This window comes from Labilithrix luteola, assembly GCF_001263205.1.
Taxonomy (GTDB): domain Bacteria; phylum Myxococcota_A; class Polyangia; order Polyangiales; family Polyangiaceae; genus Labilithrix; species Labilithrix luteola.
Genome location: NZ_CP012333.1, coordinates 4,395,631 through 4,420,094, shown reverse-complemented (window position 1 = coordinate 4,420,094; position 24,464 = coordinate 4,395,631). Strand labels below are relative to the sequence as shown.

General features: G+C 66.0%; 24 protein-coding genes. 12 read left to right on the top strand and 12 right to left on the bottom strand.

What is annotated here, in order from left to right:
- The first annotated feature begins 129 nt into the window (after nt 1-129).
- The gene (locus tag AKJ09_RS19710) at nt 130-756 is read left to right on the top strand and encodes a hypothetical protein (protein ID WP_146648742.1); all 627 of its coding nucleotides are present in this window, start codon (nt 130-132) and stop codon (nt 754-756) included.
- A gap of 81 nt (nt 757-837) precedes the next feature.
- On the top strand, nt 838-1,683 hold the full coding sequence (locus tag AKJ09_RS19705) for a hypothetical protein (protein ID WP_146648741.1): 846 nt from the start codon (nt 838-840) through the stop codon (nt 1,681-1,683).
- Nucleotides 1,684-1,741: 58 nt separating this feature from the next.
- Here the strand turns inward: AKJ09_RS19705 and AKJ09_RS19700 are convergent, their stop codons facing one another.
- Together AKJ09_RS19700 and AKJ09_RS19695 are read right to left on the bottom strand one after the other, a co-directional pair.
- Nucleotides 1,742-2,293: a cytochrome P460 family protein gene (locus AKJ09_RS19700; protein WP_146648740.1), complete on the bottom strand. Its 552-nt coding sequence runs from the start codon at nt 2,291-2,293 to the stop codon at nt 1,742-1,744.
- Complete coding sequence (locus tag AKJ09_RS19695; protein WP_146648739.1) at nt 2,257-3,363, bottom strand: hypothetical protein; 1,107 nt, start codon at nt 3,361-3,363, stop codon at nt 2,257-2,259. The genes AKJ09_RS19700 and AKJ09_RS19695 overlap by 37 nt, the downstream gene beginning before the upstream one ends.
- Before the next feature lie 126 nt (nt 3,364-3,489).
- Here AKJ09_RS19695 and AKJ09_RS19690 point away from each other — a divergent pair, with 126 nt between their 5' ends.
- Nucleotides 3,490-4,026 (top strand): tRNA (cytidine(34)-2'-O)-methyltransferase, encoded by a 537-nt coding sequence (locus AKJ09_RS19690; RefSeq protein ID WP_240488532.1) that lies wholly within the window; start codon nt 3,490-3,492, stop codon nt 4,024-4,026.
- 66 nt (nt 4,027-4,092) lie between these two features.
- Here AKJ09_RS19690 and AKJ09_RS19685 read toward each other — a convergent pair whose 3' ends face one another.
- Complete coding sequence (locus AKJ09_RS19685) at nt 4,093-5,256, bottom strand: acyl-CoA dehydrogenase family protein (RefSeq protein WP_146648738.1); 1,164 nt, start codon at nt 5,254-5,256, stop codon at nt 4,093-4,095.
- Between the two features lie 158 nt (nt 5,257-5,414).
- Nucleotides 5,415-7,160: a serine/threonine-protein kinase gene (locus AKJ09_RS19680; protein ID WP_169927678.1), complete on the bottom strand. Its 1,746-nt coding sequence runs from the start codon at nt 7,158-7,160 to the stop codon at nt 5,415-5,417.
- A 108-nt stretch (nt 7,161-7,268) separates the two neighbouring features.
- Here AKJ09_RS19680 and AKJ09_RS53100 point away from each other — a divergent pair, with 108 nt between their 5' ends.
- From AKJ09_RS53100 to AKJ09_RS19660, 4 genes are all read left to right on the top strand, one after another.
- A complete protein-coding gene (locus AKJ09_RS53100) occupies nt 7,269-9,131 on the top strand; it encodes a Kelch repeat-containing protein (RefSeq protein WP_169927677.1) in 1,863 nt (620 codons plus the stop codon).
- 93 nt (nt 9,132-9,224) lie between these two features.
- Entirely contained in the window at nt 9,225-10,199 is a 975-nt protein-coding gene (locus AKJ09_RS19670) for a ferritin-like domain-containing protein (RefSeq protein WP_146648735.1), read from the top strand.
- A 23-nt stretch (nt 10,200-10,222) separates the two neighbouring features.
- Entirely contained in the window at nt 10,223-10,990 is a 768-nt protein-coding gene (locus AKJ09_RS19665) for a TetR/AcrR family transcriptional regulator (protein WP_146648734.1), read from the top strand.
- A 55-nt stretch (nt 10,991-11,045) separates the two neighbouring features.
- On the top strand, nt 11,046-11,789 hold the full coding sequence (locus tag AKJ09_RS19660; RefSeq protein WP_146648733.1) for a hypothetical protein: 744 nt from the start codon (nt 11,046-11,048) through the stop codon (nt 11,787-11,789).
- A 68-nt stretch (nt 11,790-11,857) separates the two neighbouring features.
- On the opposite strand, the gene cydB is transcribed toward AKJ09_RS19660, so the two are convergent.
- On the bottom strand, nt 11,858-12,901 hold the full coding sequence (gene cydB / locus AKJ09_RS19655) for a cytochrome d ubiquinol oxidase subunit II (protein WP_146648732.1): 1,044 nt from the start codon (nt 12,899-12,901) through the stop codon (nt 11,858-11,860).
- An 8-nt stretch (nt 12,902-12,909) separates the two neighbouring features.
- Nucleotides 12,910-14,286, bottom strand: coding sequence for a cytochrome ubiquinol oxidase subunit I (locus AKJ09_RS19650; RefSeq protein WP_146648731.1), 1,377 nt, complete (start codon nt 14,284-14,286; stop codon nt 12,910-12,912).
- A 146-nt stretch (nt 14,287-14,432) separates the two neighbouring features.
- On the opposite strand from AKJ09_RS19650, the gene AKJ09_RS19645 reads away from it, so the two are divergent.
- Together AKJ09_RS19645 and mobA are read left to right on the top strand one after the other, a co-directional pair.
- A complete protein-coding gene (locus AKJ09_RS19645; RefSeq protein ID WP_146648730.1) occupies nt 14,433-14,834 on the top strand; it encodes a DUF7009 family protein in 402 nt (133 codons plus the stop codon).
- A gap of 297 nt (nt 14,835-15,131) precedes the next feature.
- Nucleotides 15,132-15,722: a molybdenum cofactor guanylyltransferase gene (gene mobA, locus AKJ09_RS19640; RefSeq protein WP_146648729.1), complete on the top strand. Its 591-nt coding sequence runs from the start codon at nt 15,132-15,134 to the stop codon at nt 15,720-15,722.
- Here mobA and AKJ09_RS19635 read toward each other — a convergent pair.
- Entirely contained in the window at nt 15,698-16,807 is a 1,110-nt protein-coding gene (locus tag AKJ09_RS19635) for a quinone-dependent dihydroorotate dehydrogenase (protein ID WP_146648728.1), read from the bottom strand. The genes mobA and AKJ09_RS19635 overlap by 25 nt on opposite strands.
- Before the next feature lie 298 nt (nt 16,808-17,105).
- On the opposite strand from AKJ09_RS19635, the gene ald reads away from it, so the two are divergent.
- Nucleotides 17,106-18,218, top strand: coding sequence for an alanine dehydrogenase (ald, locus tag AKJ09_RS19630; RefSeq protein ID WP_146648727.1), 1,113 nt, complete (start codon nt 17,106-17,108; stop codon nt 18,216-18,218).
- 67 nt (nt 18,219-18,285) lie between these two features.
- The gene (locus tag AKJ09_RS19625) at nt 18,286-19,014 is read left to right on the top strand and encodes an HAD family hydrolase (RefSeq protein ID WP_146648726.1); all 729 of its coding nucleotides are present in this window, start codon (nt 18,286-18,288) and stop codon (nt 19,012-19,014) included.
- On the opposite strand, the gene AKJ09_RS19620 is transcribed toward AKJ09_RS19625, so the two are convergent.
- Nucleotides 19,015-19,908: a diacylglycerol/lipid kinase family protein gene (locus AKJ09_RS19620; RefSeq protein ID WP_169927676.1), complete on the bottom strand. Its 894-nt coding sequence runs from the start codon at nt 19,906-19,908 to the stop codon at nt 19,015-19,017. It lies immediately after the preceding gene.
- A 104-nt stretch (nt 19,909-20,012) separates the two neighbouring features.
- Here AKJ09_RS19620 and surE point away from each other — a divergent pair, with 104 nt between their 5' ends.
- A complete protein-coding gene (gene surE / locus AKJ09_RS19615; protein ID WP_146648724.1) occupies nt 20,013-20,756 on the top strand; it encodes a 5'/3'-nucleotidase SurE in 744 nt (247 codons plus the stop codon).
- A 19-nt stretch (nt 20,757-20,775) separates the two neighbouring features.
- On the opposite strand, the gene AKJ09_RS19610 is transcribed toward surE, so the two are convergent.
- The 4 genes from AKJ09_RS19610 to AKJ09_RS19595 form a co-directional block, all read right to left on the bottom strand.
- Complete coding sequence (locus tag AKJ09_RS19610; protein WP_146648723.1) at nt 20,776-21,969, bottom strand: hypothetical protein; 1,194 nt, start codon at nt 21,967-21,969, stop codon at nt 20,776-20,778.
- A 116-nt stretch (nt 21,970-22,085) separates the two neighbouring features.
- Nucleotides 22,086-22,955 (bottom strand): PIG-L deacetylase family protein, encoded by an 870-nt coding sequence (locus AKJ09_RS19605; RefSeq protein WP_146648722.1) that lies wholly within the window; start codon nt 22,953-22,955, stop codon nt 22,086-22,088.
- A gap of 103 nt (nt 22,956-23,058) precedes the next feature.
- On the bottom strand, nt 23,059-23,562 hold the full coding sequence (locus AKJ09_RS19600) for a DUF6184 family natural product biosynthesis lipoprotein (protein ID WP_146648721.1): 504 nt from the start codon (nt 23,560-23,562) through the stop codon (nt 23,059-23,061).
- A 135-nt stretch (nt 23,563-23,697) separates the two neighbouring features.
- Entirely contained in the window at nt 23,698-24,459 is a 762-nt protein-coding gene (locus tag AKJ09_RS19595) for an NUDIX domain-containing protein (RefSeq protein WP_146648720.1), read from the bottom strand.
- Nucleotides 24,460-24,464 lie beyond the last annotated feature (5 nt).

The window sequence follows — 24,464 nt, the reverse complement described above, 5'->3', positions numbered from 1 at the left end:
GAGGATGAAAACGGGAACTCGGGACGGTCGCGTTTTGTCGGTCCGTGCGGAGAGGCAAGCCCGTCCATGCCGCACTTCCGAAGTCTGAGCGAAGCGTTCGCGTCCCGCGGTTCCCGCTATCCTCGCGCCGTGGGTCTGCTGGCGTGTCCGTTTTGCCGTGAGATGTTCGAGGAAGGTGAGACCAAGTCGTGCCCTGTCTGCGGCATGGCGCTCACCAAGTTCGAGAACCTTCCGCTCTCGCACGATGCCGTGCACGACGAGGGGGGCGTTCCGTTGACCCCCGAGCTCGAGATTCTCCCGTGGACGGATCTGCGCCGAGGCAAAGGTCCGATCGCCATCCTCGCGCTAGCAGGCATCGTTCTTTTCTTTTTGCCGTGGGTTCGATTGACCCTCCCGTACATCGACGCGAAGTCCGGCTTTACGCTGGCTCACGAACGCATCGGGTGGCTCTGGGCGGCGTTCGCTGCGTGGGTCGTGCTCGTTCCGACGGTCCTCAGTCGGCGCTCGATCATCCAGCTTCGCGGTGCTCGCGTGGCCGCCGCATTTCTGAGTGCTATCCCCGCGGTCGCCATCGGAATTCTGCTCGCACGACCGCCTCACGGAGGAAGGATTCCAGTCCGCTACACGTGGGACTGGCCGCTCTGGGCGATGCTCGCCGTATCACTTGCGGCAATCGTGATCTCCGTTCGTCTCGGCGGGCGCGCAGACGACATCAAGGTGTCGCGAGGCACATCCAAGGGACAGCCCGTCCACTGAGCGAAACGGCCCGCGAGACCCCGACATCGGGGACAACGACAATCTGGCGTCGCGATCGGGATGGAGGCATGCTCCACGTCGATGGTTCCGCAGCGACGTTCATCGCTGGTTCCCGTCGAGCCCCCCTCGAGCGGCTCCGCCAGCGCGGACTCACTCTCGGGCGAATTGCTCGACGTGCCGGCGACCGTCGTTTGTGCGCTCTGTGGTGACGTCGATTGCACGGGTTGCGAGCACGAGCAATCGCGCTCGGGCGTCGTGGCGATCATCGCGTGGGAGAAGCCTGCGTTGCCCGCGCTCACGCGCCTCTGGGCAACCGCTCGCGCCACCACGCGCGACGCGGAGATCTTCTTCGAGCTCCTGCCGGACGGACCGATCCTCCCCGCCCTCGCCTTTGCCGCGATCTCCGAGCTGCTCGCGTCCGCAGCGATGCTCTGTCTCTTCGTGCCCGTCGCAGCCGTCGTCGCTCCGGAGTGGCTCAAGCACCTCGTGCTCGATCCTCATGCGCGCGACCTCACCGTTCGCATTGCCCTCCTCGGCGTGCCTTCCTTCGCAGCGCTGCTCGTCGTCGCGCACGCCGCACACGGTCTCTCGGTGGACATCGGCGCGAAGAGAGTCGGAGCGCGCTCCTCTCGCTCGCGGGCAATTCGCTTCGGCCTCTATGCGTGCGGTTGGGATCTCGTGATGGGCCCGCTCGGCGCGGTCGTCGTGGCCCTCAAAGAGGGTCTCGGTGCCGGGCTCGGCGTTTTCTCGCTCGCTTCGAGCGGGCTGCCCACGCGCGCGACCACGTCGTTTCTGCGCGGCTCCTACGACCTGCATGGCGAGCCCGCGCGCAAGGCGCTCGGCACCTCGTACGTCGGCGCGGTCGTCGCAACGCTGCTCGGCACCGTCGTAACGCTCGCGGCCATCGTCGCGCTCGTTTTCGCCTGAGCCGACACACGCGAATCACGCGGCGCCGAATCACGCGGCGCCGAATGACTCGACGTCCTTACTCGACGATCGGAAAGAGTCCGTCCATCGGTGCGTCGTCGTGGCAGCCCGCGCATTGCTCGATGAAGCCTTCACGAACGAGCTGCCCGGCCGAGCCGACGACGGTCCACTTCCAGTCGCCATGATGAAGAGAGAAGCCCTTCTCGCGCTTCTCCATCACCATCACCGGACCTGCCGCGCCGTCGCTCGTCCGCTCGTAGTGCTCCTCGACGATCACGGCCCCGACGGGAACGTCGCGCGAACGTGAGGCCAACGCTTGCTGGGCAAGGTCATTCGCCCAGACGTCGGCCTCCCATCGCCCGGAGGCGTGTCCCGACGAGACGAATCGTGCCTTGTTTACCTTGGTGAACTTGCTGCGATAACCAGCCGGCAGCGAGGCCGCGCCATCGCGCACGCCTCCGTCCGGTGATTCGCTCGACGGCGAACGCCCTGCTGCACGATCGCTCACACCGACGGGCTTCTGCCCACCGGGTGATCCGCACGCGACGAGCGTCGCGACGGCGAGCGAAACGCTCAGAAGAAGACGCCGCCCTCGAAGGAGAGCGTCCATTGCCTATTCCCTACCAAGAACGGGTTCTCGTCCTTGGGATCCGTGATGTCGAAGCTGAACTGAGAGCCCAGCCACAGGATTTCGTAACGATAGTGCAAGCTGACCAGCCCGCGATTGCGATGCACGCGCACCTTCTGGAAGGTGAAGGTGTTCGCGAAATCGACGGTGTTGGGCTGACCGTTGGGGAGATTGTTGCGACAGATCGGGGCGCCGCTCGCCGGGTCGATCCCGTTGTAACCGCACTCGCGGAGGGCATCGACGTTCGGCGTAGAGTCGACCACGTTCGAGTCGCCGTAGATGATGAGGCGCTGGTAGCCGATGCTCGGAATGAGCTGCGAGCTGTCGGCAATCGGGATCGGCTTCGAGGCCTTCACGTCGATGCCGACCGTCGTGAGGTAGAAGCGCGAGTCCCCGACCACCGTGCGGACGCCACCACCGATCGAGACGTCGGGAAGGTAGCCGAGCACGCCCGTGCGGAAGCCTTCGAGCATCGCCCAGCGAACGTCGCCGCCGCCGACCCAGAGCTCGGTGTTCGCGATGAACCCGAAGCTGCCCGCGAGCTCGAAGCCGTACGGCAAGCCCTTGCGGACCTTGAGCGCGTAGACCTGGATGAGCGAATCCGGCGACGCGTTGACGATGGACTGCGTGTTGGTGCTGGAGTCCTTCTGGCCTCGTGTTCCGAGATGCCAGTACGAGCGATCGGACGAGATACGCGTGTAGCTCGCCTCGACGCTCATCTGGAAGCCGCCCACGCCGGTCGTACGCGCGGGCGTGAAGGCGCTCGGCGCAATCGCAAAGCCGAGCTCGGAGACGAGGTTGGCGAAGGCCGGGTTGTCGGGCCGGCAAGGGAAATCCTGAGGGCGGAGTCCCGCACTGACGAGCGCGCCGGGGTCGCGCGCCACCGACTGGCAGGTCTGACCGGGCGGCAGCCCAGGCGGCTGCACGACGAGGCGCTCGGGCGTCGGATCCATGTTGCCAGCATGGGCCACGCGCGGAAAGGCCACGCTCGCGAGAAGCGCAGCGAACCCAACAAGCGTGGCGCAACCTTGGCGCACGAATCGTCCAATCATCGTGAAGCAGGAGGCGGAATCGCCGCCCGGCGTCGAGGCTACGTGTGTCTGCGAAGGTGCGTCAAGGACGCCCTTCGATCCATTGGCGCAGACGGCCATCCCTGACTACAAGGCCTTCGAACTCCCGTGCCGCGTACCTCCAACACGACACCCCGCCTGCGCGCCCGCCCGCTCACCACCCCGTTCCACGTGGTGCTCGTCGAGCCCGAGATCCCGCCGAACACGGGCAACGTGGCTCGCCTCTGTGCCGCCACGTCGTCGCCGCTCCACCTCGTCGGAAAGCTCGGCTTCCGTATCGACGAGCACAGCGTGCGTCGTGCGGGCGTCGACTACTGGCACCTCGTCGACGTTCGGCAGCACGTCGACTTCGCCCATTTCGTCCACGCCTTCCAGAAGGACAGCCCGAACGGTCGCCTTCACCTCTTCAGCGCGGTCACCGAGAAGAGCTACCTCGCCACGAGCTTCCAGCCGGGCGACGCCCTCGTCTTCGGGAGAGAGAGCGTGGGTCTGCCCGATGACCTGCTCGAGCAGTACAAGGAAAGCGTCATCGGCATCCCGACGCTCGGCGCCGTTCGCTCGCTCAACCTCGCCAACGCCGTGGGCATCGCTCTGTTCGAGGCGCACCGCGCGTGCGGAGCGCTCGGCGACACGTTCCTCGGCTGAACGAGGGCAGAACGCAAAAAGGCCACACCGAACGGCGTGGCCTTTCGCATTCCATCGACGCTGCGCTCAGTCGTAGGCCGCGATGCCCGTGACGTCTTGCCCGAGGATCAGCGTGTGGATGTCGTGCGTGCCCTCGTACGTGTAGACCGTCTCGAGGTTGCAGAGGTGGCGCATGACCGGGTACTCGAGCGTGATGCCGTTGCCGCCGAGGATGTCTCGGCAGGTGCGGGCGATCTCGAGTGCCGCGCGGACGTTGTTCCGCTTGATCATGCTGACGTGCTGCGGGCGGAGCTTCTTCTCCTCCTTGAGGCGCGCCACTTCGAGGGCCATGAGCTGGCTCGAGGTGATCTGCGTGAGCATCTCGGCGAACTTCGCCTGCACGAGCTGGTGTGCGGCGATCGGCTTGCCCGAGAACTGCACGCGGTGCTTGGCGTAGTCGAGCGCGCTGTCGAAGCAGGCGCGCATTGCACCGATGACGCCCCAGGCAATACCGAAGCGCGCCGAGGTGAGGCACGAGAGCGGCCCCTTCATGCCCTTCACGCCGGGGAGGATCGCGTCCTTGGGGATGCGCACGTCTTCGAGGATCAGCTCGCTCGTGACGCTCGCGCGAAGGCTCATCTTCTTGTGAATGAGCTGCGCCTCGAAGCCCTTCGTCTCGGTCGGAACGAGGAAGCCGCGGACCTCGCCGTCTTGCCCGCCGACCTTCGCCCAGACGAGCGCGACCTGCGCGAGGTTGCCGTTCGTGATCCAGCGCTTCGTGCCGTTGAGCACCCAGCTGTCGCCGTCGTCGATGGCGGTGGTGCGCATGCCCGAGGGGTTCGAGCCGTGGTCCGGCTCGGTGAGGCCGAAGCAGCCGATGATCTCGCCCTTCGCCATCTTCGGCAGGTAGCGCTCCTTCTGCGCCTCCGAGCCGTACGCGTGGATCGGGTACATGACGAGCGAGCCCTGGACGCTCGCGAAGCTGCGGATGCCGGAGTCACCGCGCTCGAGCTCCTGCATCGCCAGACCGTAGCCGACCTCACTAAGGCCGGCGCAGCCGTATCCGTGCAGATTGCAACCGAGGAGGCCGAGGTTCGCGATCTCGGAAATGAGCTCGGTCGGGAAGGTGCCCTTCTCGAAGTGGTCGCCGACGACCGGGAGCACGCGTGCGTCCACGAAGGCGCGAACGGTGCTTTGAATCGCGCGCTCTTCCGGGGTGAAGTGGCGGGAAATATCGAAGAAGTCGGGCATCGCCTCGGGGCGTAGCATGGTGCGAAAGGACGCGAAAGGGGCGTTCCAAGCGCGACCACAGCTGGACAGCGTCCGACGTTCTGACGCGTCACGTCAGCATCGGGTCATGTCGGCAGGTTACATGGGGCGAACGCTACCACCTGCGTTCGTTCCCACCGTCAGCGGAGAATCTTCACGGTCGGCGTCGCACTCGTGAAGTCGGCGCGCACCGTGACGCGATCACCGGATTTCACGCCGACGCGCACCGAGCGGCCTTCGCCCGTCGGATCGAACGTGAAGGCGGCTTCGTGCTGGCCGGGCTCGAGATTCAAGCGAACCGGACAAGCGCCACGCGCGACGCCGTCGATCGACACGCGCGTGCCGGGATCACCGAGCAGCGTCACTTGCGCGCGGCCGGCCTGCGTGGCCGACGACGAGGGAGTCGCGGACGCTGGAGGCGTGACCGAAGCCGATGCCGCGACGACCGCCGGCGCGGAAGACGAGACGGCCGGCGCGGGGGCGAGCTTCGGCACAGGTTCCATCGAGGGAAGCGCGGTCGACGCGGAAGACGCGACGCGCGACGGGTCCACCTCGGGCTTCGCGGCGTCCTTCGCCTTCCATCCGAGAACCGCCAGGATGACGAGCACACCGGCCGCGACGATCGCTGCGCCACGCCGACTGCGAGGGGCCGACTCGACGCGCATCTCGTCGGGACGACGCACGGGCGTCTCGAGCGGCTTCGTGGCGATCGTCTCGGGCTCTTTGAGCTTCGCGTCTTCGAGCGCGCGTTCGATCGCGATCGACTCGACCATGAGCGGCGTGGGCACGCTCATCATCGGATCGACGGCCTTCTTCTTGTCCGGGGCCTCGTCGATCTTGCGTGTGCCAGGCGCTCTTGGCGTGGTTTCGGGCGCAGGAGGACGTTCGGACCAACGAAGTGCGTCCTCGCGCGTGGCGAAGGTCTTCGTGCCGAAGTCGCCGTGACTCGGGTTCGTCGTGCGTGGCCCCGTAGCCCGCGATGCGTGCGCCGGCTCCGACGTAGCCGCCCGCAGCTTGCGCACGCGCTCACCGAGCCGGCGAGCCACCTGGTCGACGTCGGCCCCTTGGAGGTAGGAACGGAGCGCGCGACCGACCTCGGCCGCGTCTTGCTGACGCTCGCTCGGGTCGAGCCGCATCGCTCGCGCGATCGTGTCGTCGAGCGGTGCGAGGCGCGCGTCGAAGTCGCTCGGACGCGGATGTGGCCGACGCATCGCCTCGTCGCACTCCTCGGGCGTGGCGCGCCGGAAAGGCGCCGTGCCCGTCCAGGCCTCCATGAGAAGCACCGCGATGGCGAAGACGTCGGTGGCAGGCCCGAGCTCTTTGCCTTCGACCTGCTCGGGAGGCATGTGCCCGGGCGAGCCGAAGATCTCGTGGCCGGCCACGCGGGCGGGCGCGGCGATGCCGAAGTCGATCAGCTTCACCTGACCTTCTTCGTCGAGCATCACGTTGCGTGGCGTGATGTCCCGATGCACGACCTTCATGCGTCGGTGGGCGTAGTCGAGCGCGCGGCATACTTCGATGCCCACGTACGCGGCCTCTTCGGGCGACAGCACGCGACGCGAGCCGGAGGCCGTTCGCTCACGCAAGAGCTCGGCGATACTCACCCCCTCGACGAGCTCCATCGCGAGGAAGTAGGTGCCCTGCTCGACCCCCAGCTCGTAGACCGGGACGATGTTGGGGTGGCTGAGCGCAACCGTCGTCTTCGCCTCTTCGACGAAGCGCCTCACGAACTGCTGGTCGAACGCGAGCTCGTCGCGGATCTGTTTGACGACGAGCCGCTTCTCGAAGCCGCCGGCGCCCCGCAGCGTGGCCAGCAGAACGCGCGCCATCCCACCACGGGAGAGCTCTCGTTCGAGCACGTATTTGCCGAAGACCTGCGGGTACAAGCCGAACGGAATGCTACCAGGTTCTGACGGCCACGCGTTCGCGCACCTCCTCGAACGCCAGCGATTTGGCGTAGATTGCCCGAGATGGCCCTCGCTCGGCCGAGACGCGTGACCCCTCGGTCGGCCCTGCTGCTGGCAGGCGCGCTCCTTTGCGCCGTGGCCACGTCGTGTTCGAAGGACCCGACGTTCGAGGACCGCACCGTTTACGTCTACGCCCCACGCGCGTGCCCCGTCTCGCAGAGCGACGCGTTCTCGGTGGTGTACGCGGGTGGTGACTTCCAGCCGTCCGCCGACCAACCGCCGACCGCGAAGCTCTTCTTGCGCGACGTCGGCTCGGTCATGACCGAGCTGCCCGCGCAGACGCGATCCCTCCTCTTCGACGTCTCGCAGCAATCCGAGACGGCCGCATGGCGAGGCCTCGCCGAGGTCGGATCGAGTGGTCCCATCAACGTGCTGGTCTGGCCGAGCGGACAGACGTGCAATCTCACGCGCAGCGTCGAGAATCGCGTCGACTCCACGCTCGGCGTCTTCGGTCGTGGGATCATGGTCGCGGGCGGCGTGACTGCGGGCGGCGGCGTGGTCCCTCACACCTTCGTCGGCGATCTCGGGACGGGCATCGTCGAGCCCCTCGCGCTCGGCCTCGGTACACGTCGCTCGCATCCGACCATCACCGCGTTCCGTGAACCCGGTCAGGACGGCGCGGTCTCGGCGCTCGTTGCCGGCGGGCAAGATCCCGATTCGAAGATGCCGCTCAGCACGGCCGAGGTTTATGTTCCCAACGCCGGGCAGCGAGGTGACATCGGCGACTTCGAACGCACGCGCATCGAGCTCTCGTCTCCGCGCGCGCAGCATGGGGCCGTCGTGCTCGCGACGGGCGAGACCTTGCTCGTCGGGGGCGTCGGCAACGGAGGTCAACCGCTGACGACGATGGACCTCGTCGATCCGAAGACGCGGCAGTCACGTTCGGACGGCATCGCACTCCTCGCCGTCGCACGATCGAATCCGATCGTGCTTCGACTCGCGAACGGCGAGATCCTCGTCGCGAGCGGAACAGCGGCGTCGGGAGCGTTGATTCCGACCCTCGAGTGGTTCGCCCCCGACGCGAGCCGTCCGACGAAGCGCCCCATCGATCTCGTCACCGGACGACAAGAAGGATTCGTTCCGCTCGAAGGCGGTGGAGCGCTCGCGGTCATCGCCCCCAAAGACGACGCAGCCGACTTCAAGACGGTCTGGGTCGTCTCTGCCGACGGTACGCTGGAAGCCGCGACACCGATCCCTCCGAACGAGCTCGACGTGGTGCGCCTCTTCGAAGGCCCGGAGGGCGCGCCGCTCCTCTGGACCGGCAAGCATTGGATGCGGTGGCAGCCGTGGGAAGGCGCGTTCCGCACGATCGACGATGCCACCTCCCCCGGCCCGTCGACCGAGGCCATCGCCAGCGGCGACAAGGGGCTCGCCTTGTGGATCGACGACCGAGCGGAGGCCGGCGCGTTCATCGCCGGGTTCCGGTTCGCGACGCGATCGCGCTTCGGTCCAGCACCGAATCCAATGCTCATCGCCGGTCCGGGAGGCATGGCCCCCGACCGCCTCGCCGATCAGCCGGGCGGCGCCATCCACTTCACCGATCGCGGCCTCGAGCTCGGTCCGGGCGCGAGCGCCTTCGTGACCGACCTCACCTTCGCCGACATCGACATCGAGCTCGACGTCACCACCCCGCCGCCCTACGTCGTGCTTCGAGGCGACGACGCCGAAGAGCTCGAAGTGGGCGGCGTCGCGTGCGCCTTCGGTCAGAACGCCACGCGTTCGCTCTCGATCCAACGTCGTGGCGCCCAGATCACCGTGCGCGCCGACGACGGCGAACCGCGAATCTGCCCGACCTCACTCGACGCGGGCGTCCGCATCGCGGTCGGGCTCCGTGGCGCGAGCGGGGCCGACCCGACCATCGGCCGAAACCTACGGGTGATTCGTCGCTGATTCCGCGGCGATGGCGCGAATTCGTCCGGCCGGCGCTTGACGAACTTGGAATTTACTAAAAAGTTAGATGCGAGTTTTTCGGAGGGCCTGCCGATGGACCCCATCCTCGACCACACCGTCGATCACGTGCTCGCGTCGCAGGACGTTGCCTACGACTGGAGCTATGCCGCGCGCCGTCCGGAGCTCGGCACGCTCTACGAGAAGTCGAAAGACCTGATGTGGAACGCGCGAACGACACTCGCGTGGGATACGGACGTCGATCCCGAGCGCGAGCTCGTCAGCGACGCGATGATTCCGATCTACGGAACCGAGATCTGGCAGAAGCTCGATCCTGTCCGCGAGATTCCGAAGGTCAGGCAACACGTCGTCAGCTACTTGCTCTCGAACTTCCTCCACGGCGAACAAGGCGCGCTGCTGGCGACCTCGCAAATCGTCGCGGCAGCGCCCACGGCCGAATCGAAGCTCTACGCAGCGGCGCAGGTCTTCGACGAGGCCCGTCACGTCGAGGCGTACAACCGCTACTTGAACGAGAAAATCCAGCTCGTCTATCCGCCGAGCCCGCATCTCAAGCAGCTGCTCGACACCGTGCTCGCCGACTCCCGTTGGGACTTCAAGTTCCTCGGCATGCAGATCCTCATCGAAGGTCTCGCGCTCGGCGCCTTCGGCCTCATCCACCAAACGGCGGAGGAGCCGCTCATCAAACAGATCACGCAGCTCATCATGCAGGACGAGGCTCGGCACGTGGCCTACGGCGTGATGTCACTGCGAGGTCAGTACGAAGGCATGACGGGAAGCGAGCTTCGCGACCGCGAGGACTTCGTCATCGAGAGCTCGCGCCTTCTTCGCGACCGCTTCCTCGCCCAGGAGGTGTGGGCAACCGTGGGCCTGCCGCAGGCGGAATGCGAAGCGGCCGCGAACGCATCGGTGACGATGCAGATGTTCCGACGCCTGCTCTTCAGCAAGATCGTCCCGAACATCAAGCGCCTAGGCCTGCTCACGCCCTACGTAAGGCAGGGATTCGAGGAGCTCGGCATCCTCGAATACGAAACATGGGAGCCCAGCGCCTGAGGTGATCTACCTTCGAGCCACGCATGGGAGGCATGATGCGAGGCGTGATGCAAGGCGCGGGGCGAGCAGCCGCTGTTCCGGTGGACGACACGCCGGCTCCCAAGCGCAAAGAGCGGAACGCGATCGAGACAAAGCGCCGCATCCTCGAGGCGGCAGCCACCGAGTTCGCGGCCAAGGGCTTCGACGGCGCGCGGCTCGGAACCATCGCGCGAGCTGCCGAGGTGCAGCAGGCGCTCATCCATCATTACTTCAGTGACAAGGAAGGGCTCCACGCGGAGGTCGTTCGCGCAGGACTCGCGGCGATGACCGAAGGGATCTGGGAGCTGCTCGCGCGGATGGACGCGCCGGCGCCCGAGCCCCCCGCGCCGAAGAAGCCAAAGGCGCGGAGCGAGTCGACCAAGAAGCGAAGCCGCGAAGATCTCCGCGTGCTGGCGGACGGGTTCGTCGACCTGCTGCTCCGCTTCTTCGCCAACAACCGAGGCTTCCTCGCGATCCTCCAACACGAGGCCCAACGCGAGACCGACGACGCGACGAGCATCGTCAAAGACAAGCTCGGCCCGATCTTCGACGGCGTGGTCGCGCGGCTCGATGCCATGCGCGAGCGCGGCGAAGTGCGTGCAGATGTCGACACGAAGCATCTCGTGCTGTCGTGCGTGGCGATGGTCGCTTTCCCGTTCCAAGAGGAGGCGTTTGTCACCGCGATCTGGCCCGCCAACTGGCAGGATGCGGAGTTTCTCGCCGAGCGACGACGCAACATCGTCGCGATGATCGTCGATCGAATCGCGCCCTGAGCGGCCACAGCGACGTTTGAGCCTCGCGCCGTCTTCTCCTTCGGATACTCCTCCCATGTTGAATCGCCCCGCCCACATCCCCGCGTCCGTCACCCAGGCACCGCTCACCTTCCGCTGGAGCAACGAGATCGCGATCCGTCTCGACGACTTCGACGGAGTGCCGCCGAGACTTGGGGATGCGCTGGAGAAGGTCAACTACAAGGGCAAGATGGCCCTCGCCCTGGGCTGCCTGGAATGGGTCGTCTGGCGCCTGTCGGGCTTCACCGATGTGCAGGACGCGCTGCACCGAATCGAAGCCGCCTGGGCCTCGGAGGTGTCCGTGGCCTACGCGCGCCCCCTGAACCTCGCCAGCGTGCGCGACGACCTCACCGAGCCCGGCGACCCCGCCGGCCCGCTGCAAACCGCGCTGATCCGTCTGCAGCTCCTGCACCTGATGTACCGCAAGGGCAAGACGCAGATGATCTCCATGTCCGGCCGCTGCGCACTCCTGGCCTTCCATGTGCTGCCGCCCGACAGCGGCTTCGAGGCCTGGTTGGAGAAGGCGCTGGTGGCGATGGCCGTCACCGATCCCTGCGGTCCCGACTACGACCGGCGCGCCAAGAGCTTCGACTACAGCGGCGAAGCGGCGGTGCCCCGCGCCTGGTTCGATGACCTCCGCGTGCCGCGCGAACCGGCGACCGTCGCCGCCGACTGGAACGCCTTCTTCAAGGCCGCCGATCCCGCGAGCAATCCGTTCCTCGTGCCCAAAGGCGAGATGCGCGAGCAGGGCTTCGCCGGCGAGCCCTACGTCTTTTCCTGACGTCTCTCCGCCCGCCCGCTTCGCCCGAGTCGAACACGCGCATCCGTGGAAATGATCCGACGACCACCTCAGTAATGGTGATCCTCCGACCGCACCTTTCCCCAGAAGGCGCGATACAAGAATGCGAAATAGACAATCGCCAGCATCATGGCCGGAATCCAGATGAACAATCCCAGCACGAGCGTCCGATCCGGCGATGACGCATTGTGCACGTCCAGCGTGTAGCGAGCATCGAGCGTAGAACGCAGAATCGTCGGGTAGAGCGTTCCTGCCGTCGCGACAAGCAGGGTCAGTAGGAAAACGCTCGACGCGAGGAACGCCCTTCCCTCGACGCCACGTCGAACGGAATGCCGCGCCAGAACCGCAGCCGCGAAGGCGATGAGGGGAAGCGGCCAGAGCCAAGGCCTTCGCGTGAACGCCTCGAAATAGGTCGGCTGCGCGAGAGCCGTCGAGAGGGTCACGGCCACCGCGAGGACGAGCGCGACGGTCCACAGCCCTGCCGCCGCGCGCCGACTTCGCTCGTTCACCGGCCCCGTCGTCTTCCAGACCAGGAACGAGGCTCCATGCGCCGCGAAGGCCACCAGCGCCAAAATGCCGACGAGGCCCGTATAGGCATCGATCGCCCCGAGAACGGGACCGCGGGGATCGAAGTTCGAAAACAGGTCCTGCTGGAAGTATCCATTTTCGTCGAGCGGAACGCCGCGCACGATATTTCCGAGCGCGACGCCGAGAACAATCGCCATGACGATGGACGCAAAGGCGAAGATCGCATCGAAGCCCGCCCGCCAAAGTGGGTGATCGAGCTTCGAGCGGAACTCGATGGCAAGCCCCCGCAACACGAGCAACCAGAGGACCATCATGAGCGCGAGGTACAACCCGCTGAACGCCGCCGCGTAGACGCGCGGAAACGAGAAGACCAGAACACCGCCCGCGGCGATCAACCAGACTTCGTTGCCGTCCCACACGGGGCCGATCGCGGCGAGCACGTGACGCCGCTCCTCGTCCGTCTTGGCCACGAAGAGGTGCACGATCCCTGCGCCGAAATCGAAGCCATCGAGCACGGCGTAGACGACGAGCATCGTGGCGAGGATCAGAAACCAGATCGTGTGCATCGCTCACCTCACTCGGCAGGCTCGGCGCGCGGATCGAGCGCGCTCGGTGCGGGACCGTGAACGACATCCGCGGGCTCGGGTCCTTGTCGCAAAATGCGCCCGACCAGGAACAGGAACGCGAGGCTAACGAGTGTGTAGAGGCCCATGTAGCCCAGCGTCGAGAACACGACGTTGCCCGAGCTCACATGCGGCGACGTCCCGTGGATCGTGCGCATGAGGCCGTAAATCACCCAGGGCTGGCGCCCGAGCTCCGCGGTCATCCACCCCGCGCTCGTCGCGATGTACGGGAATGGGAACGCGAGCATCAGCAGCCATAGGACCCAGCGCGTATGCATCAGCCGATCGTGCCGTAACAGGAGGAGCGCGAGGCCCATCACGGCGATGAGCAGCGTCCCGAGCCCCACCATGATGTGATACGCGTAATAAAGGAGCTCGATTTGATCGGGCCACTCGTCCTGCGGAAAGTCGTCGAGGCCGCGGACGTGCGCACCGAACGAACCGTACGCGAGAAAGCTGAGGACGCCCGGCACCACGATCGGGTTCTCGAGGCGGCGCTGAGGAACGTTCGGTTGGCCGATGATGACCAGCTCGGCGTGCGTGCCGCTCGTGAACTTCCCTTCCGCCGCCGCGAGCGCCGCAGGCTGGTGACGCGCGAGCATCTTTCCGTGCTGGTCGCCCGTCGGGAACAACTGCAGGACGCACGCGACGAATCCGACGACGACGCCGACACGCAACGCGATCCGCGTATGGCGTTCGTGGCGACGCATGAGTGCCCAATACGCCGCTACCGCGGTGACCACGAATGCGCCGGTGATGACCGCGGCACTCATCGTATGGGCGTATTGCCATATCGCCCACGGATTGAAGAGAAACGCGGTCACGTCGGAGAGCACCAGCCTTCCCGATGGGTCGACCTCGTGACCGACCGGATGCTGCATGAAGGCGTTCGTCGTGACGATGAAGTATCCGGAGAGCCACGAGCCCAGGAACACCATCACCGCAGAGAAGAAGTGCGCGCGCGGCCCGATGCGCTTCTCACCGAATAGGAACAACCCTAGAAATGCGGACTCCGCGAAGAAGGCAAAGAGGCCCTCCATCGCGAGCGTCAATCCGATCACGCTCCCGGAGAAGTTCGAAAACCGCGCCCAGTTCGTACCGAACTGGAACTCCATCGGAATGCCCGTCACCACGCCGACACCGAAGTTGATGGCGAAGATGCGACCCCAGAAGCGCGCCAGGTCGTCGTAGACCGGATTCTTCGTGCGGAGTGCGAACGCCTTGAATGCGACGAGGAGCAACGCGAGCCCCATCGTCAACTGCGGAAAGAGGTAGTGGTAGACGATGGTGAAGGCGAATTGGAATCGACTCCACCCGATGCTGGTCATCGGGCGAAGGTTGGTTCGCGCGCGCTCTCGATCAAGGCGACCGTGAAGGCTGGCTCTTGGTTGGCGTCGGAATGCCTCGGGCCCCCGAGCGCTCGACAGAGGCGCCGCATTGAAGCTCGAAGGAGCCGATGCCAACCATGTCAGCCATGAAGCTCCGTCTTCGCGACGACTCCGTTCGACTTCGTTTGACCCGCAGCGAAGTGCAGGCCGTCGCCGAGCGTCGTCCCGTGCGCGGCGTCGTCCGATTCGGGTCCGGTCGCTTCTCGTACGTACTCGAGAGCACGAACGCCGTCGAAAGGATCTCCGCGACGTTCGCCAGCGGATCGAACGAGGCGACGATCACCGTGCGTGTTCCCCACGCACTCGCGAAGACGTGGGCCGAAGGCGACGAGGTGGGAATGGAGGGCTCGGTATCGATCGGACCAGGCCAAGGCGAGCTCGCGATCCTCGTGGAGAAAGACTTCGCGTGCCTCACGCAGCGAGGCGAAGACGAGTCCGACATGTACCCGCACCCGGCGGCTGCGAAGAGACCGAACGGCGCCTGCTAGACCGAAGCGTCGACGAATCGATCACGCGCGCGCTACCGGCGTAGATCGTCATCGCTTCGTCGCGAACGAACCCCGCGAGAACGAGTCCCGTCCTGTTCGCGAGCGCGAGCGGCTCTTCGGCCACCACGTGATCGCGCGACGCAGCTTCGGGTTCGTCCCCCTCGCGCCTTCGAACGTCGACCGTCACAACGGACTTCGACGCGACGAGGTTACGCAGCTCGTGAAGGCTCTCAGGCTTTCGCCCCACGTCCTTTCACCTAAGATCGCCATTGCACCCTCGCCAAAGGATTGGCAGCGATGACAACGAAACGGCCAGTGCTCGCGGGGATCTTCGTGGGCGGCAAAGGGGAGAGGCTCGGAGGCGTTCCGAAAGGCCTCTTGCGTACCGCTTCGGGAGAAACGCTCGTCGATCGCTGGCGTGCGATCTTCGACGAGCTCGGCGTCGCTCACGTCCTCGTCGGCGAACACCCTGCGTACGCGAGCTTGGGCATCGAGACGATCGCAGACCACGATGCCGAAGGCGCATCATCGCAACTCGGGCCACTCGGCGGTCTCGTGGCGCTCCTCGAACATGCGAACCGTCGCGGCGCGCTCGCACTCGCGGTGGCGTGCGACATGCCCTTCGTGCCAGCGTCGCTCGTTCGTCGACTCCTCACCGCGCCGGACGCGCCAATCGTCGCTCCACGGCGCGCCGATCGCTGGGAGACGTTCTTCGCGCGCCACGACGCGAGCGCCGTGCTGCCCGTGGCGCGAGCGCACGTCGCCGCCCGCACGCGAGCACTGCAGGCTCTCTTCGACGCCGCCGGGGCGCAGGCGCTCCCGCTCGAACCAGGCGAGGAGCGCGCGCTCGACGACTGGGATCGTCAGGACGACGTGGCGACGCGTTGACCAGAGACGAGGCCTTCGAGCGAAGAGACACCTTCGCTCTCCATGCGTCGCAGCAGACCACGCGCGATGTCGGCCGGGAGCGACGGGCCGCGATAGATGAAGCCGGTGTAGACCTGCACGAGGTCGGCCCCAGCACGAAGCATCGCAAGCGCCGTCTCGACGCCATCGATACCGCCCACGCCGATCACGCACATCGAAGGACCGACCTGCGTGCGCACGCGCTTCACCACCGAGAGCGAACGCGGGAAGAGAGGCTTGCCGCTCAGACCACCTGCGCCGATGCGCTCGATCTCTTCTTGCGGCGTCGCGAGTCCGTCGCGCGAGATCGTCGTGTTGGTCGCGACGATGCCGGCGAGCCCCACCTCTTTGGCCACCTCGCAGATGGCGTCGATCGCGTCGTCGACGAGGTCGGGCGCGATCTTCACGAGCAACGGCACGCGCGTTCCAGCGCGATCACGCTCCTCGAGCAAGCTCTGGAATAGTGTACGTGCCGTATCCGCGGCCTGGATGGCGCGAAGGTCCTTCGTGTTCGGCGACGAGACGTTGACGACCACGAAGTCGGCGACGTCGCGCACGGCGCGAAAGCTCTTGAGGTAATCGGCGACGACGCCGCTCATCGGTTCGAGCGGCACGCTACGCGACTTGCCGATCGACACGCCGACCGGAACGGGGATGGCGCTCTTGCGCACGGCAATGCGAGCCGCGACGTGTTCCGCGCCTTCGTTCGGGAAGCCGAGACGATTGATCAGCGCACTGTCTGCCGGCAAGCGGAAGAGGTTGGGCAGCGGGTTCGGCGCCTGCGCTTCGGCGGTGACGGTCCCGAGCTCCACGTGTCCGAAGCCGAGCGTGGCCATGGCGCGCGCGCGGTCGGCATTCTTGTCGAACCCCCCGGCGAGCCCCAGCGGCGATGGGAAAACAAGGCCCATCTTGCGCACTTCGAGGCGCGGGTCCGTGTGCGCGTAGGCGGCTCGGAAGACCGCACGGAACGGCGAGAGATGCTCGACCGGACCGAGCGCGAGCATGGCGGCCGAGTGCGCACGCGCAGGGCCCATCGAGAAGAGAAACGGACGCAGAAGGGAATACATCGATGAGCCTTGGTGCGGGTCCGAAGGCCCCATACCGCGACTCGCTGCTCGTGCGAAGAATGGAGAAAAGACGGAACGATTTCGTCACCGCCAGAGCTCTGCTTCAGCGCCCTCAACGCCGCAGTTTAACGGCGCTCGGACCGCGCGGTCCTGGCACACGAATCGCGCGCGTCGTGACGCATCGCAGAAAACATTCCGGCCCAGGTCGGTGGCTCGACGGAGCTTGAGCTGTCGACTATGGTCCGCCCGCGCGCTCGCCCAACAGCGAAAAAAGCGCGAAAAACAAGGAGCGTTCGCCGTGATCATCGGAGTGCCCAAAGAGATCAAGACCCGCGAGTATCGCGTCGGCATGACGCCTGCGGGAGTGCGTAGCCTCACGTCGCGTGGCCACAAGGTCCTCGTCGAAAAAGGGGCCGGAGAGGGCGCGCAGATCAAGGACGCCGAGTACGTCGCGCAGGGAGCCACGATCGTCAACACCGCGGCGGAAGCCTGGGGTGCGGAGATGGTCGTGAAGGTCAAGGAGCCCCTCCCCGCGGAGTACGGCTTCTTCCGCGAAGGCCTCATCCTTTACACCTACCTCCACCTCGCGCCGGAGCCCGAGCTCACCAAGCAGCTCGCGGAGAAGAAGGTCATCGGCGTCGCGTACGAGACGATCGAGGCCGACGACGGCTCGCTCCCCCTCCTCCGCCCGATGAGCGAAGTCGCTGGCCGCATGGCGGTCCAGGTCGGCGCCAGCGCGCTCCAGAAGGAGCACGGCGGCAAGGGCGTCCTCCTCGGCGGCGTGCCCGGCACGCGTCGTGGCCGTGTCGTCATCCTCGGCGGCGGTATCGTCGGTCGTAACGCGGCCACCATCGCCATCGGCATGGGCGCGCAGGTCACCGTCCTCGACGTCCAGGCGTCGACGATGGCCTACCTCGAGGACATCTTCGGCGGCGCCGTCGAGACCCTCTACTCGAACCAGACGAACATCGAGCAGTGCGTGAAGAACGCCGACCTCGTCGTCGGCGCGGTTCTCGTCACCGGCGCGCGCGCGCCGAAGCTCGTGACGGAAGAACTCGTCAAGCAGATGCAGCCGGGCACCGTCGTCGTCGACGTCGCCGTCGACCAGGGCGGTTGCATCGAGACGTGCCGTCCCACGACGCACGACAACCCGACCTACGAGCTCCACGGCGTCGTCCACTACTGCGTCGCCAACATGCCGGGCGCGGTCGCGCAGACGAGCACGTGGGCCCTCACCAACACGACGATCCCGTACGCGGTCAAGATCGCGGACCTCGGCATCGTCGCGGCCGCCAAGGCCGACCGCGCGCTCCTCAAGGGCATCAACACGTACGGCGGCCACGTCACGTGCGAGCCCGTCGCGCAGGCGCACAAGATGGAGTACGTCCCGGCGGCCAAGCTGCTCGGCTGATCTCCTCTCGAAGCGAACGTCGAATAAGCAAGACGTGAGTACGACGTCGCGCGATCATGAATCCGCCATGGATTCACTGGTCCGCGACGTCGCTCTTTTGTGCCTCGACGCAGGCAACACCGTCATCTTCCTCGACCACGCTCGCTTGGCCGAGCTCCTGCGCGATCTCGTCGGCCTCCACGTCACGGCCGCCGATCTGATCCGCACCGAAGGCGAAGCGAAGCAGCTCGCCGAGAGCGGCGGCCTCGTCGACGTCGCGTGGACCTTCCGCGATCGCCCCGGCGCCGTGGCGTGGGGAAAGATGGTCGCCACGATCGTCGCGCGCGCTGGCCTCGACGTTGGCAAAGTTCCCACGCTGCTCGACGGCGCGTGGCGCGAGCACGAGGTCCTCAATTTGTGGCGCAAAGTGCCCGACGGTCTCGGGCCTGCGCTCGATGCGATGCGCGCCAAAGGCGTGAAGGTCGCCATCATCTCGAACTCCGAGGGCATGCTCGTCGAGTTGTTCACGCAGCTCGGCATCCTTCAGCACTTCGATCTCGTGGTGGACAGCGGCAAGGTCGGCGTCGAAAAGCCCGATCCGCGCATCTTCCGCATCGCGATGGATAGGTTCGGCGTGCCTGCCGAACGAACGCTGCACCTCGGCGATGTCTTCGCGACCGACATTCTCGGCGCACGCGCAGCGGGCATTCGCTACGGCATGATCGATCCGTTCGGCCACTACGAAGGCCGCCATACCGACGTTCCGCGCGTTCCCGGCGCGGTGGAAGTCGCCCGCGCGATCACCGCGCGCATCTGATTACGAAGGCAGCCAGAGCTCGACGGCGCCGGGCATGATCCGGAAATCGCCGTGCTCGGAGCGCGGCTCGCCCTCTTCGGGCAAGACGTTGTCGTCGATACGCACCGACGCGCCCGAGAGCCTGACGTGCACGTGGCGCGCGCGGCGCGTTTCGATGTCGGGAGTGGCACCTTCGTCGCCCGCGAGCAGTGCCCGGAGATAGCGCTGGAGCTTCGTCTTGTCGCGCTCGCGTACCATGACCACGTCGAAGAAGCCGTCGAACGGATCGGCTGTGGGGGCGAAGCGTAGGCGGGGACCGATCGAGCGCATGATCATCGCTTCGAAGAGGACGAAGTCGTCGGCCAGCATCTCGCCGTCGAGCGAGAGCTCCCACGGACGCGAGATTCGCCCCGTCTCGAGTCGCGCGAGCAAGAGCGCACGCGCCTTGTCGAGCGCCTTGTCCTTCGACGACGCATCGTGTTCGAGCACGTGCTGGAAGAGCCCCACACCCGCAGCCTCGACGAATCGCCATTCCCCCCAAGCGCCACCCGCAATTCCGATGTCGAGCTTTCGACGAACGGGACGACCGAGGCGCACGAGCTGGTCCAACGGATCACCGTAGAGCCCGAGGCTTCGTGCGACGTTGTTGGCGGTACCGAGCGGCGCAATCGCGAGCGGGATCGGTTGTCCCGCAATGGCGCGGACCGTGCGAGCGATCGTCCCGTCGCCTCCTGCTGCAACGACGAGATCGATCCGCTCCTCGACCAACACATCCGCTTTCTTCTTTCCGTCCTTTTTCCCGCGTGCGGGCATGTAACGCACGTCGAATCCGGCCCTTTTCAGCGCGGCCATGAGCGCCTCGGGCGGATGGGAGGAACCTCCAGCAGTCGCGTTGTGGATCAGCAAGGCTCGCACGGGCCCCTCCTCGCGGCGCCGGTTTGCAGTTTGCAACCAGCGGCTGGAGTCGCAGCGGTTCGAGTCCCTCGACCTAGCAGGAGTCGGACCCGCCACGGAGGAATATGCGCATTCTCGTGACCAACGACGACGGCATTTATAGCCCCGGCATCGTCGCGCTCGCCGAGCTCGCAGCCGAGTTGGGTGACGTGCGCATCGTCGCGCCTGCGTTCGAGCAATCGTCGACGTCGATGGCCATCACGGCAGCTCGACCTTTGCACTATCGCCGCACCAAGGTCGGCTCGTTCGAGGCGTTTCGCGTCGATGGAACCCCAGCCGACTGCGTGGCACTCGGCGCGTACAACTGGGACCGCGTCGATCTCGTCTTTTCGGGCATCAACCTCGGACTCAATGTCGGCAGCGCCATGTGGCATTCGGGAACGCTCGCGGGCGCAAAACAAGCTGCGCTCCTCGGTATTCGAGGCATTGCCTTCAGCGCGCCGATGCCCGACGACGAAGACGAGAAGGTCGACTACGCGGCGCTCAAACCGTTCGGACGCAAGGTGGTCGAGGCGATCCTCGCCGATCGAACGATCTTCCTCGCCAACGTGAACTATCCCCTCTCGCCAGGAGGCGTCGTGTGGACGAGGCAGTCGGTTCGCCACTACGACGGCCGCGTGGTGGCCGACACCGATCCGATGGGTCGCGATCACTTTTGGTTCACTGCCGTCCCGGTCGAGGCCACGGAGGAAGGCACGGACCGCTGGGCCGTCGAACGTAGCCTCGTCTCGATCACGCCCTTGAGGATCGACCTCACCGACGAGGTCGCGCTCAAACACGCCCGCACGACGACGGGCGATTCCCCCTAACCCCAGGGCTCGTCTGGAGTTAGAGCACCAGCTTCGACAGGACTTCGAAGATTTGCCGGGGCGGCACGACCAGCAGGAAAAGCGGTAGTCCGGGGAGCGCGGACAGAACGGCGAGTTGAAAAACGGTCGTTCGATCGAATGCCGTGGGTCTCATCTCGTCGATGAATCGGAAGCTGTTACCCATATCCGCGAGCGACTGGATATCCGAACTTCCGAGTATCGATTCGTCTACGTGGCCCGCCGACGGTTGGACCCATTTCTCGTCGAAGGCGCGATTGTACTCGATCACCAGAGAGCCATACCTATCGAGACCGCGCCGCTTGGCGCGAGCGAGGCTCGGCGTGAAGACGAGCAACGGACCGACGAACAGAATTTGGGTGGCGACGAGGAGCAGGATCAGCGGCAGCTTGAACGTGTCCACCCGCGCCCCTTCGAAGACGATGCGAAACGCAGCCTCCGCGCTCAGGACGCAGCCCATGCCGAAGCCGAGCATGCCGAAGGACAGATGCGCGAACGCCAGAAAGCCCAGTCCAGCGCAGCGATCCGCGTGCGTGGGTACCAGGCGCAGGTTCAGTCTTGCCACGTCGAGGAGAAAGCGCGTCCAGATCAGGATTCGCCACAGCCAGCGGTAGAGCATGAACAACATGACCGGCACGGCAACGACGCGATTCCACAGGGCGGCGAGGGAATGGTGTACGCCGCTCCCGTCTTCGTACGTCATGGATGCCCAGCCTACGGCTCCGTAGCCCATGGCCGTTTGCAGGGTGAGCCTCCACGCGCCGAACGCAGCGAGGCCGATGATGCCGGCGATCGCGACGAGGGAATCACGACGTCGCGCCAGATTGCCGACGGCACGCTCGAAGGCGGGAAAGTCTTCCTGCCGTACGAGACCGTCTTCCACGAAACGAAGACCTGCCGAGCGCAGGCGCGTGCCAATGAACTCTTCCGCGATGACGAGAATCGGAATCCCAATGAAGAATCGGGCATAGGTCGCGAAGTCGAGGAGAAAGGAGTCTCGCGGTGTAGCGCCCAGCGCGTGACCTTCGAGGATCGCGAACCCGCACATGGGAACCCATGTGATGGCGAGAAGACTCAAGATGCGCTGAAACGGCGTGCCCTTTCCTCGCCTCCCGGCATTCAGGTGCTGGAGGAGCCTGTACGTCGCGCCTCCTGGTGAGACGTAGAGCTCATGCTGATTGGAGATCGCTGTCATGGGCCTGGCTCGTAACGGAGCAAGCCAAGTGCCCCGCGAGCTGGCATCGCCGTCACAGCGATCGCGCCATGACGACGCCGCGCGACGTCGCTGCTCAGGCTCCTGCGAACGCCCGACTAGAGACCTGCCATGAAGCCGGTCGATATCGTGCCGGGCATAACGGCGAAGGCCTCGGCGGCCACGCCCGCGATTTCTCGCGCGCGGAAGCGCTCCATGGGCTCGTGATGCATCTCGTAGAGACGCTCGGGGTTCTGGCTCACGTGGGCCATGAGCGCGTCGCTCTTGACGCGAAGGACGTCACCGATCTCGACGAACACGTGAGGTTCGAAGCCGATCGTCTGGCGGCCGGTCTCGACTTCGTAAAAGTAGAGCGGACCGTTGCGCGTCTTCGCGAGATACGCGTGCATCGAGAGAATCGCCGCCACTTGGTGATCGGGATGCGTGTCGAGCGGCCACTGCGCGAAGACGACGTCCGGCTGGATCTCGTCGAACACCGTCACCATGCGCTGACGCCACGGGTTGGTGACCTCGCACTCGCCACCCTTCATGCCGAAAAATCGCGGCGTGGCGCCGAGGATCTTGCACGCCGCGATGGCTTCGCGCTCCCGGATCTTCCCGTTCTCCTCGAAGGAGCGGCCCTCCATGTCGTTCTCGCCGCGCGTCACGTAGAGAACCGTGACGTGGTGCCCTTTCTTCGCGAACCGTGCGAGCGTGCCGCCGCATCCGGACTCCGGATCGTCGGGATGCGCGCCGATGCACAGCACTTTGAGCGGCGTGCCCGCCGGCTTGACCGGCGCGGGCACGGGCGAAGTGGGCGTGGGCGTGGACATCTTGCCAGGTGCCTGCCCTGCGCCGAGCGCAGCCCCTCCGGGAACACTCGCTCCCTTGGTGCCCGTGCCCGGAGATGCGCAGCCTGCCCCCGCCCCCGTGCCGGCGATCCAGAGCGGTACTGCGACGAGACCTTTGAGTAGCGTCCGTCGATCCACGCATTTTGTCTAAACACATGCGCGAAGGAGCACAAGCGGCAGAAAAGCTCACTTGCCCGTGCTCCTCGTCTCCGATGTGCAGCGGGTCGTCGGAAAGCACTGGTCAGTGGCGCATGATCTTGGCAAGCGCGGGCCCCGGATCCTGCAGATGGGCCGTGTCCGACGGGCAGTCCGAGTTCGGGCCGCACACGGTCGCGCGCCTCGTCATGTCGAGCTCGCACGTCTCGGCCCTTATCGCCGCGAGGCAATCCTTCACGCGAGCGCGACGAGCGGCAGGCGAGCAGTTCCACTTCGACAGCTCGGTATGGGCGCGCGGGGTGACGCGCGAGACGCAGGCCGTACTGCCACTGCCGCGTCCACACGCACGCTCGTGTTCGCAGAGCCCATCCGCCATTCGCTCCGCGAGATCGTTGCGCGTTGGCTCGACGGGGCTGCTCTCGTAGGGCGGCTGCTCGTAGCTCGGAGTTTCGACGCGCGTGGCGCCGCCGGTCATCATGGTTGCGCTGGTGATTTCCGGCGTCCTGGGGTCCACCTGGGGCTTCGCGCACGCCGAGGCGAGCACGATACTGATGGCGCCGATAACGCTGATGACGAGGACACGACGCATGACGACCTCCTCCATTGCGCAGCGCACGTAGGCGCCGCCGTAGGAGCAAGGCTGCAGATTGCGGGCCGCACGGACCGAAGTCGCTCGCGCTGAACGCTCGCTCGAGCTCTCCGCTCACGAGCTCACGCGTGAGGGTCAGCCCTTCTTCACGAAGCGATAGACCATCGCCGGCTTCGACGCGGTCAGGCGCTTGCCCGGCGCCTGCTCGATGACTCCATCCTCGACGAGGCGCTCGAACTTGCGGCGAAAGTTGCCCGGGTCCTGAGGTTTGCCCGTGAGCAACGCATGGACGTGCCGGAGCTCCTGCACCGTGAAGGTCTTGGCCACGAGGCTCGAGGCGATGTCGGACGTGTCGACGCGCGTCCCGACGTGCTCGATGGCGCGCTCGATGATTTCGGCGTGATCGAACGCGAGGTCGTTGGGCGAGAGCGACGATACCGTCAGCCAATCGGCCTCCGCGGCGTCACCTCCCGCGCGCACGAGCGGTACGAGGTCCGGACGAACGAGCGCGCAGAACGCGATCGTAATGACGCGCATGCGAGGGTCGCGATTGGCGCGCCCGAACGCTCCGACCTGCTCGAGAAAGACATCCGACGCACGAAGTCCGGTCTCCTCGGTCAGCTCGCGTGCGGCGGCCGTCTCGAGGTCTTCGCCTTGATCGCGATGCCCGTCACCGACGCGCACGAAACCGCCCGGGAGCGCCCACGAGCCCTTGAAAGGATGCTGGCCGCGTCTGACGAGGAGCACGCGGAGCTCGGCGTCGATGATGCTGAAGACGGCGATGTCGACGGTGACCGACGGCCTGGGAAACGACTCCGGCCGATACTTGGCCAGGAACTGCGCCTCTTCGGGACTGACCTTACGAGCCTTCGAGGCCTTGCTGCTGAGCACCGCCATGGGCG

Coding starts and splice junctions, on each gene's coding strand:
- AKJ09_RS19705 (WP_146648741.1), top strand. CDS start 838: ATGGTTCCGCAGCGACGTTCATCGCTGGTTCCCGTCGAGCCCCCCTCG.
- AKJ09_RS19700 (WP_146648740.1), bottom strand. CDS start 2,293: ATGGACGCTCTCCTTCGAGGGCGGCGTCTTCTTCTGAGCGTTTCGCTC.
- AKJ09_RS19695 (WP_146648739.1), bottom strand. CDS start 3,363: ATGATTGGACGATTCGTGCGCCAAGGTTGCGCCACGCTTGTTGGGTTC.
- AKJ09_RS19685 (WP_146648738.1), bottom strand. CDS start 5,256: ATGCCCGACTTCTTCGATATTTCCCGCCACTTCACCCCGGAAGAGCGC.
- AKJ09_RS19670 (WP_146648735.1), top strand. CDS start 9,225: ATGGACCCCATCCTCGACCACACCGTCGATCACGTGCTCGCGTCGCAG.
- AKJ09_RS19665 (WP_146648734.1), top strand. CDS start 10,223: ATGGGAGGCATGATGCGAGGCGTGATGCAAGGCGCGGGGCGAGCAGCC.
- AKJ09_RS19660 (WP_146648733.1), top strand. CDS start 11,046: ATGTTGAATCGCCCCGCCCACATCCCCGCGTCCGTCACCCAGGCACCG.
- cydB (WP_146648732.1), bottom strand. CDS start 12,901: ATGCACACGATCTGGTTTCTGATCCTCGCCACGATGCTCGTCGTCTAC.
- AKJ09_RS19650 (WP_146648731.1), bottom strand. CDS start 14,286: ATGACCAGCATCGGGTGGAGTCGATTCCAATTCGCCTTCACCATCGTC.
- AKJ09_RS19645 (WP_146648730.1), top strand. CDS start 14,433: ATGAAGCTCCGTCTTCGCGACGACTCCGTTCGACTTCGTTTGACCCGC.
- mobA (WP_146648729.1), top strand. CDS start 15,132: ATGACAACGAAACGGCCAGTGCTCGCGGGGATCTTCGTGGGCGGCAAA.
- AKJ09_RS19635 (WP_146648728.1), bottom strand. CDS start 16,807: ATGTATTCCCTTCTGCGTCCGTTTCTCTTCTCGATGGGCCCTGCGCGT.
- AKJ09_RS19625 (WP_146648726.1), top strand. CDS start 18,286: ATGGATTCACTGGTCCGCGACGTCGCTCTTTTGTGCCTCGACGCAGGC.
- surE (WP_146648724.1), top strand. CDS start 20,013: ATGCGCATTCTCGTGACCAACGACGACGGCATTTATAGCCCCGGCATC.
- AKJ09_RS19610 (WP_146648723.1), bottom strand. CDS start 21,969: ATGACAGCGATCTCCAATCAGCATGAGCTCTACGTCTCACCAGGAGGC.
- AKJ09_RS19600 (WP_146648721.1), bottom strand. CDS start 23,562: ATGCGTCGTGTCCTCGTCATCAGCGTTATCGGCGCCATCAGTATCGTG.
- AKJ09_RS19595 (WP_146648720.1), bottom strand. CDS start 24,459: ATGGCGGTGCTCAGCAGCAAGGCCTCGAAGGCTCGTAAGGTCAGTCCC.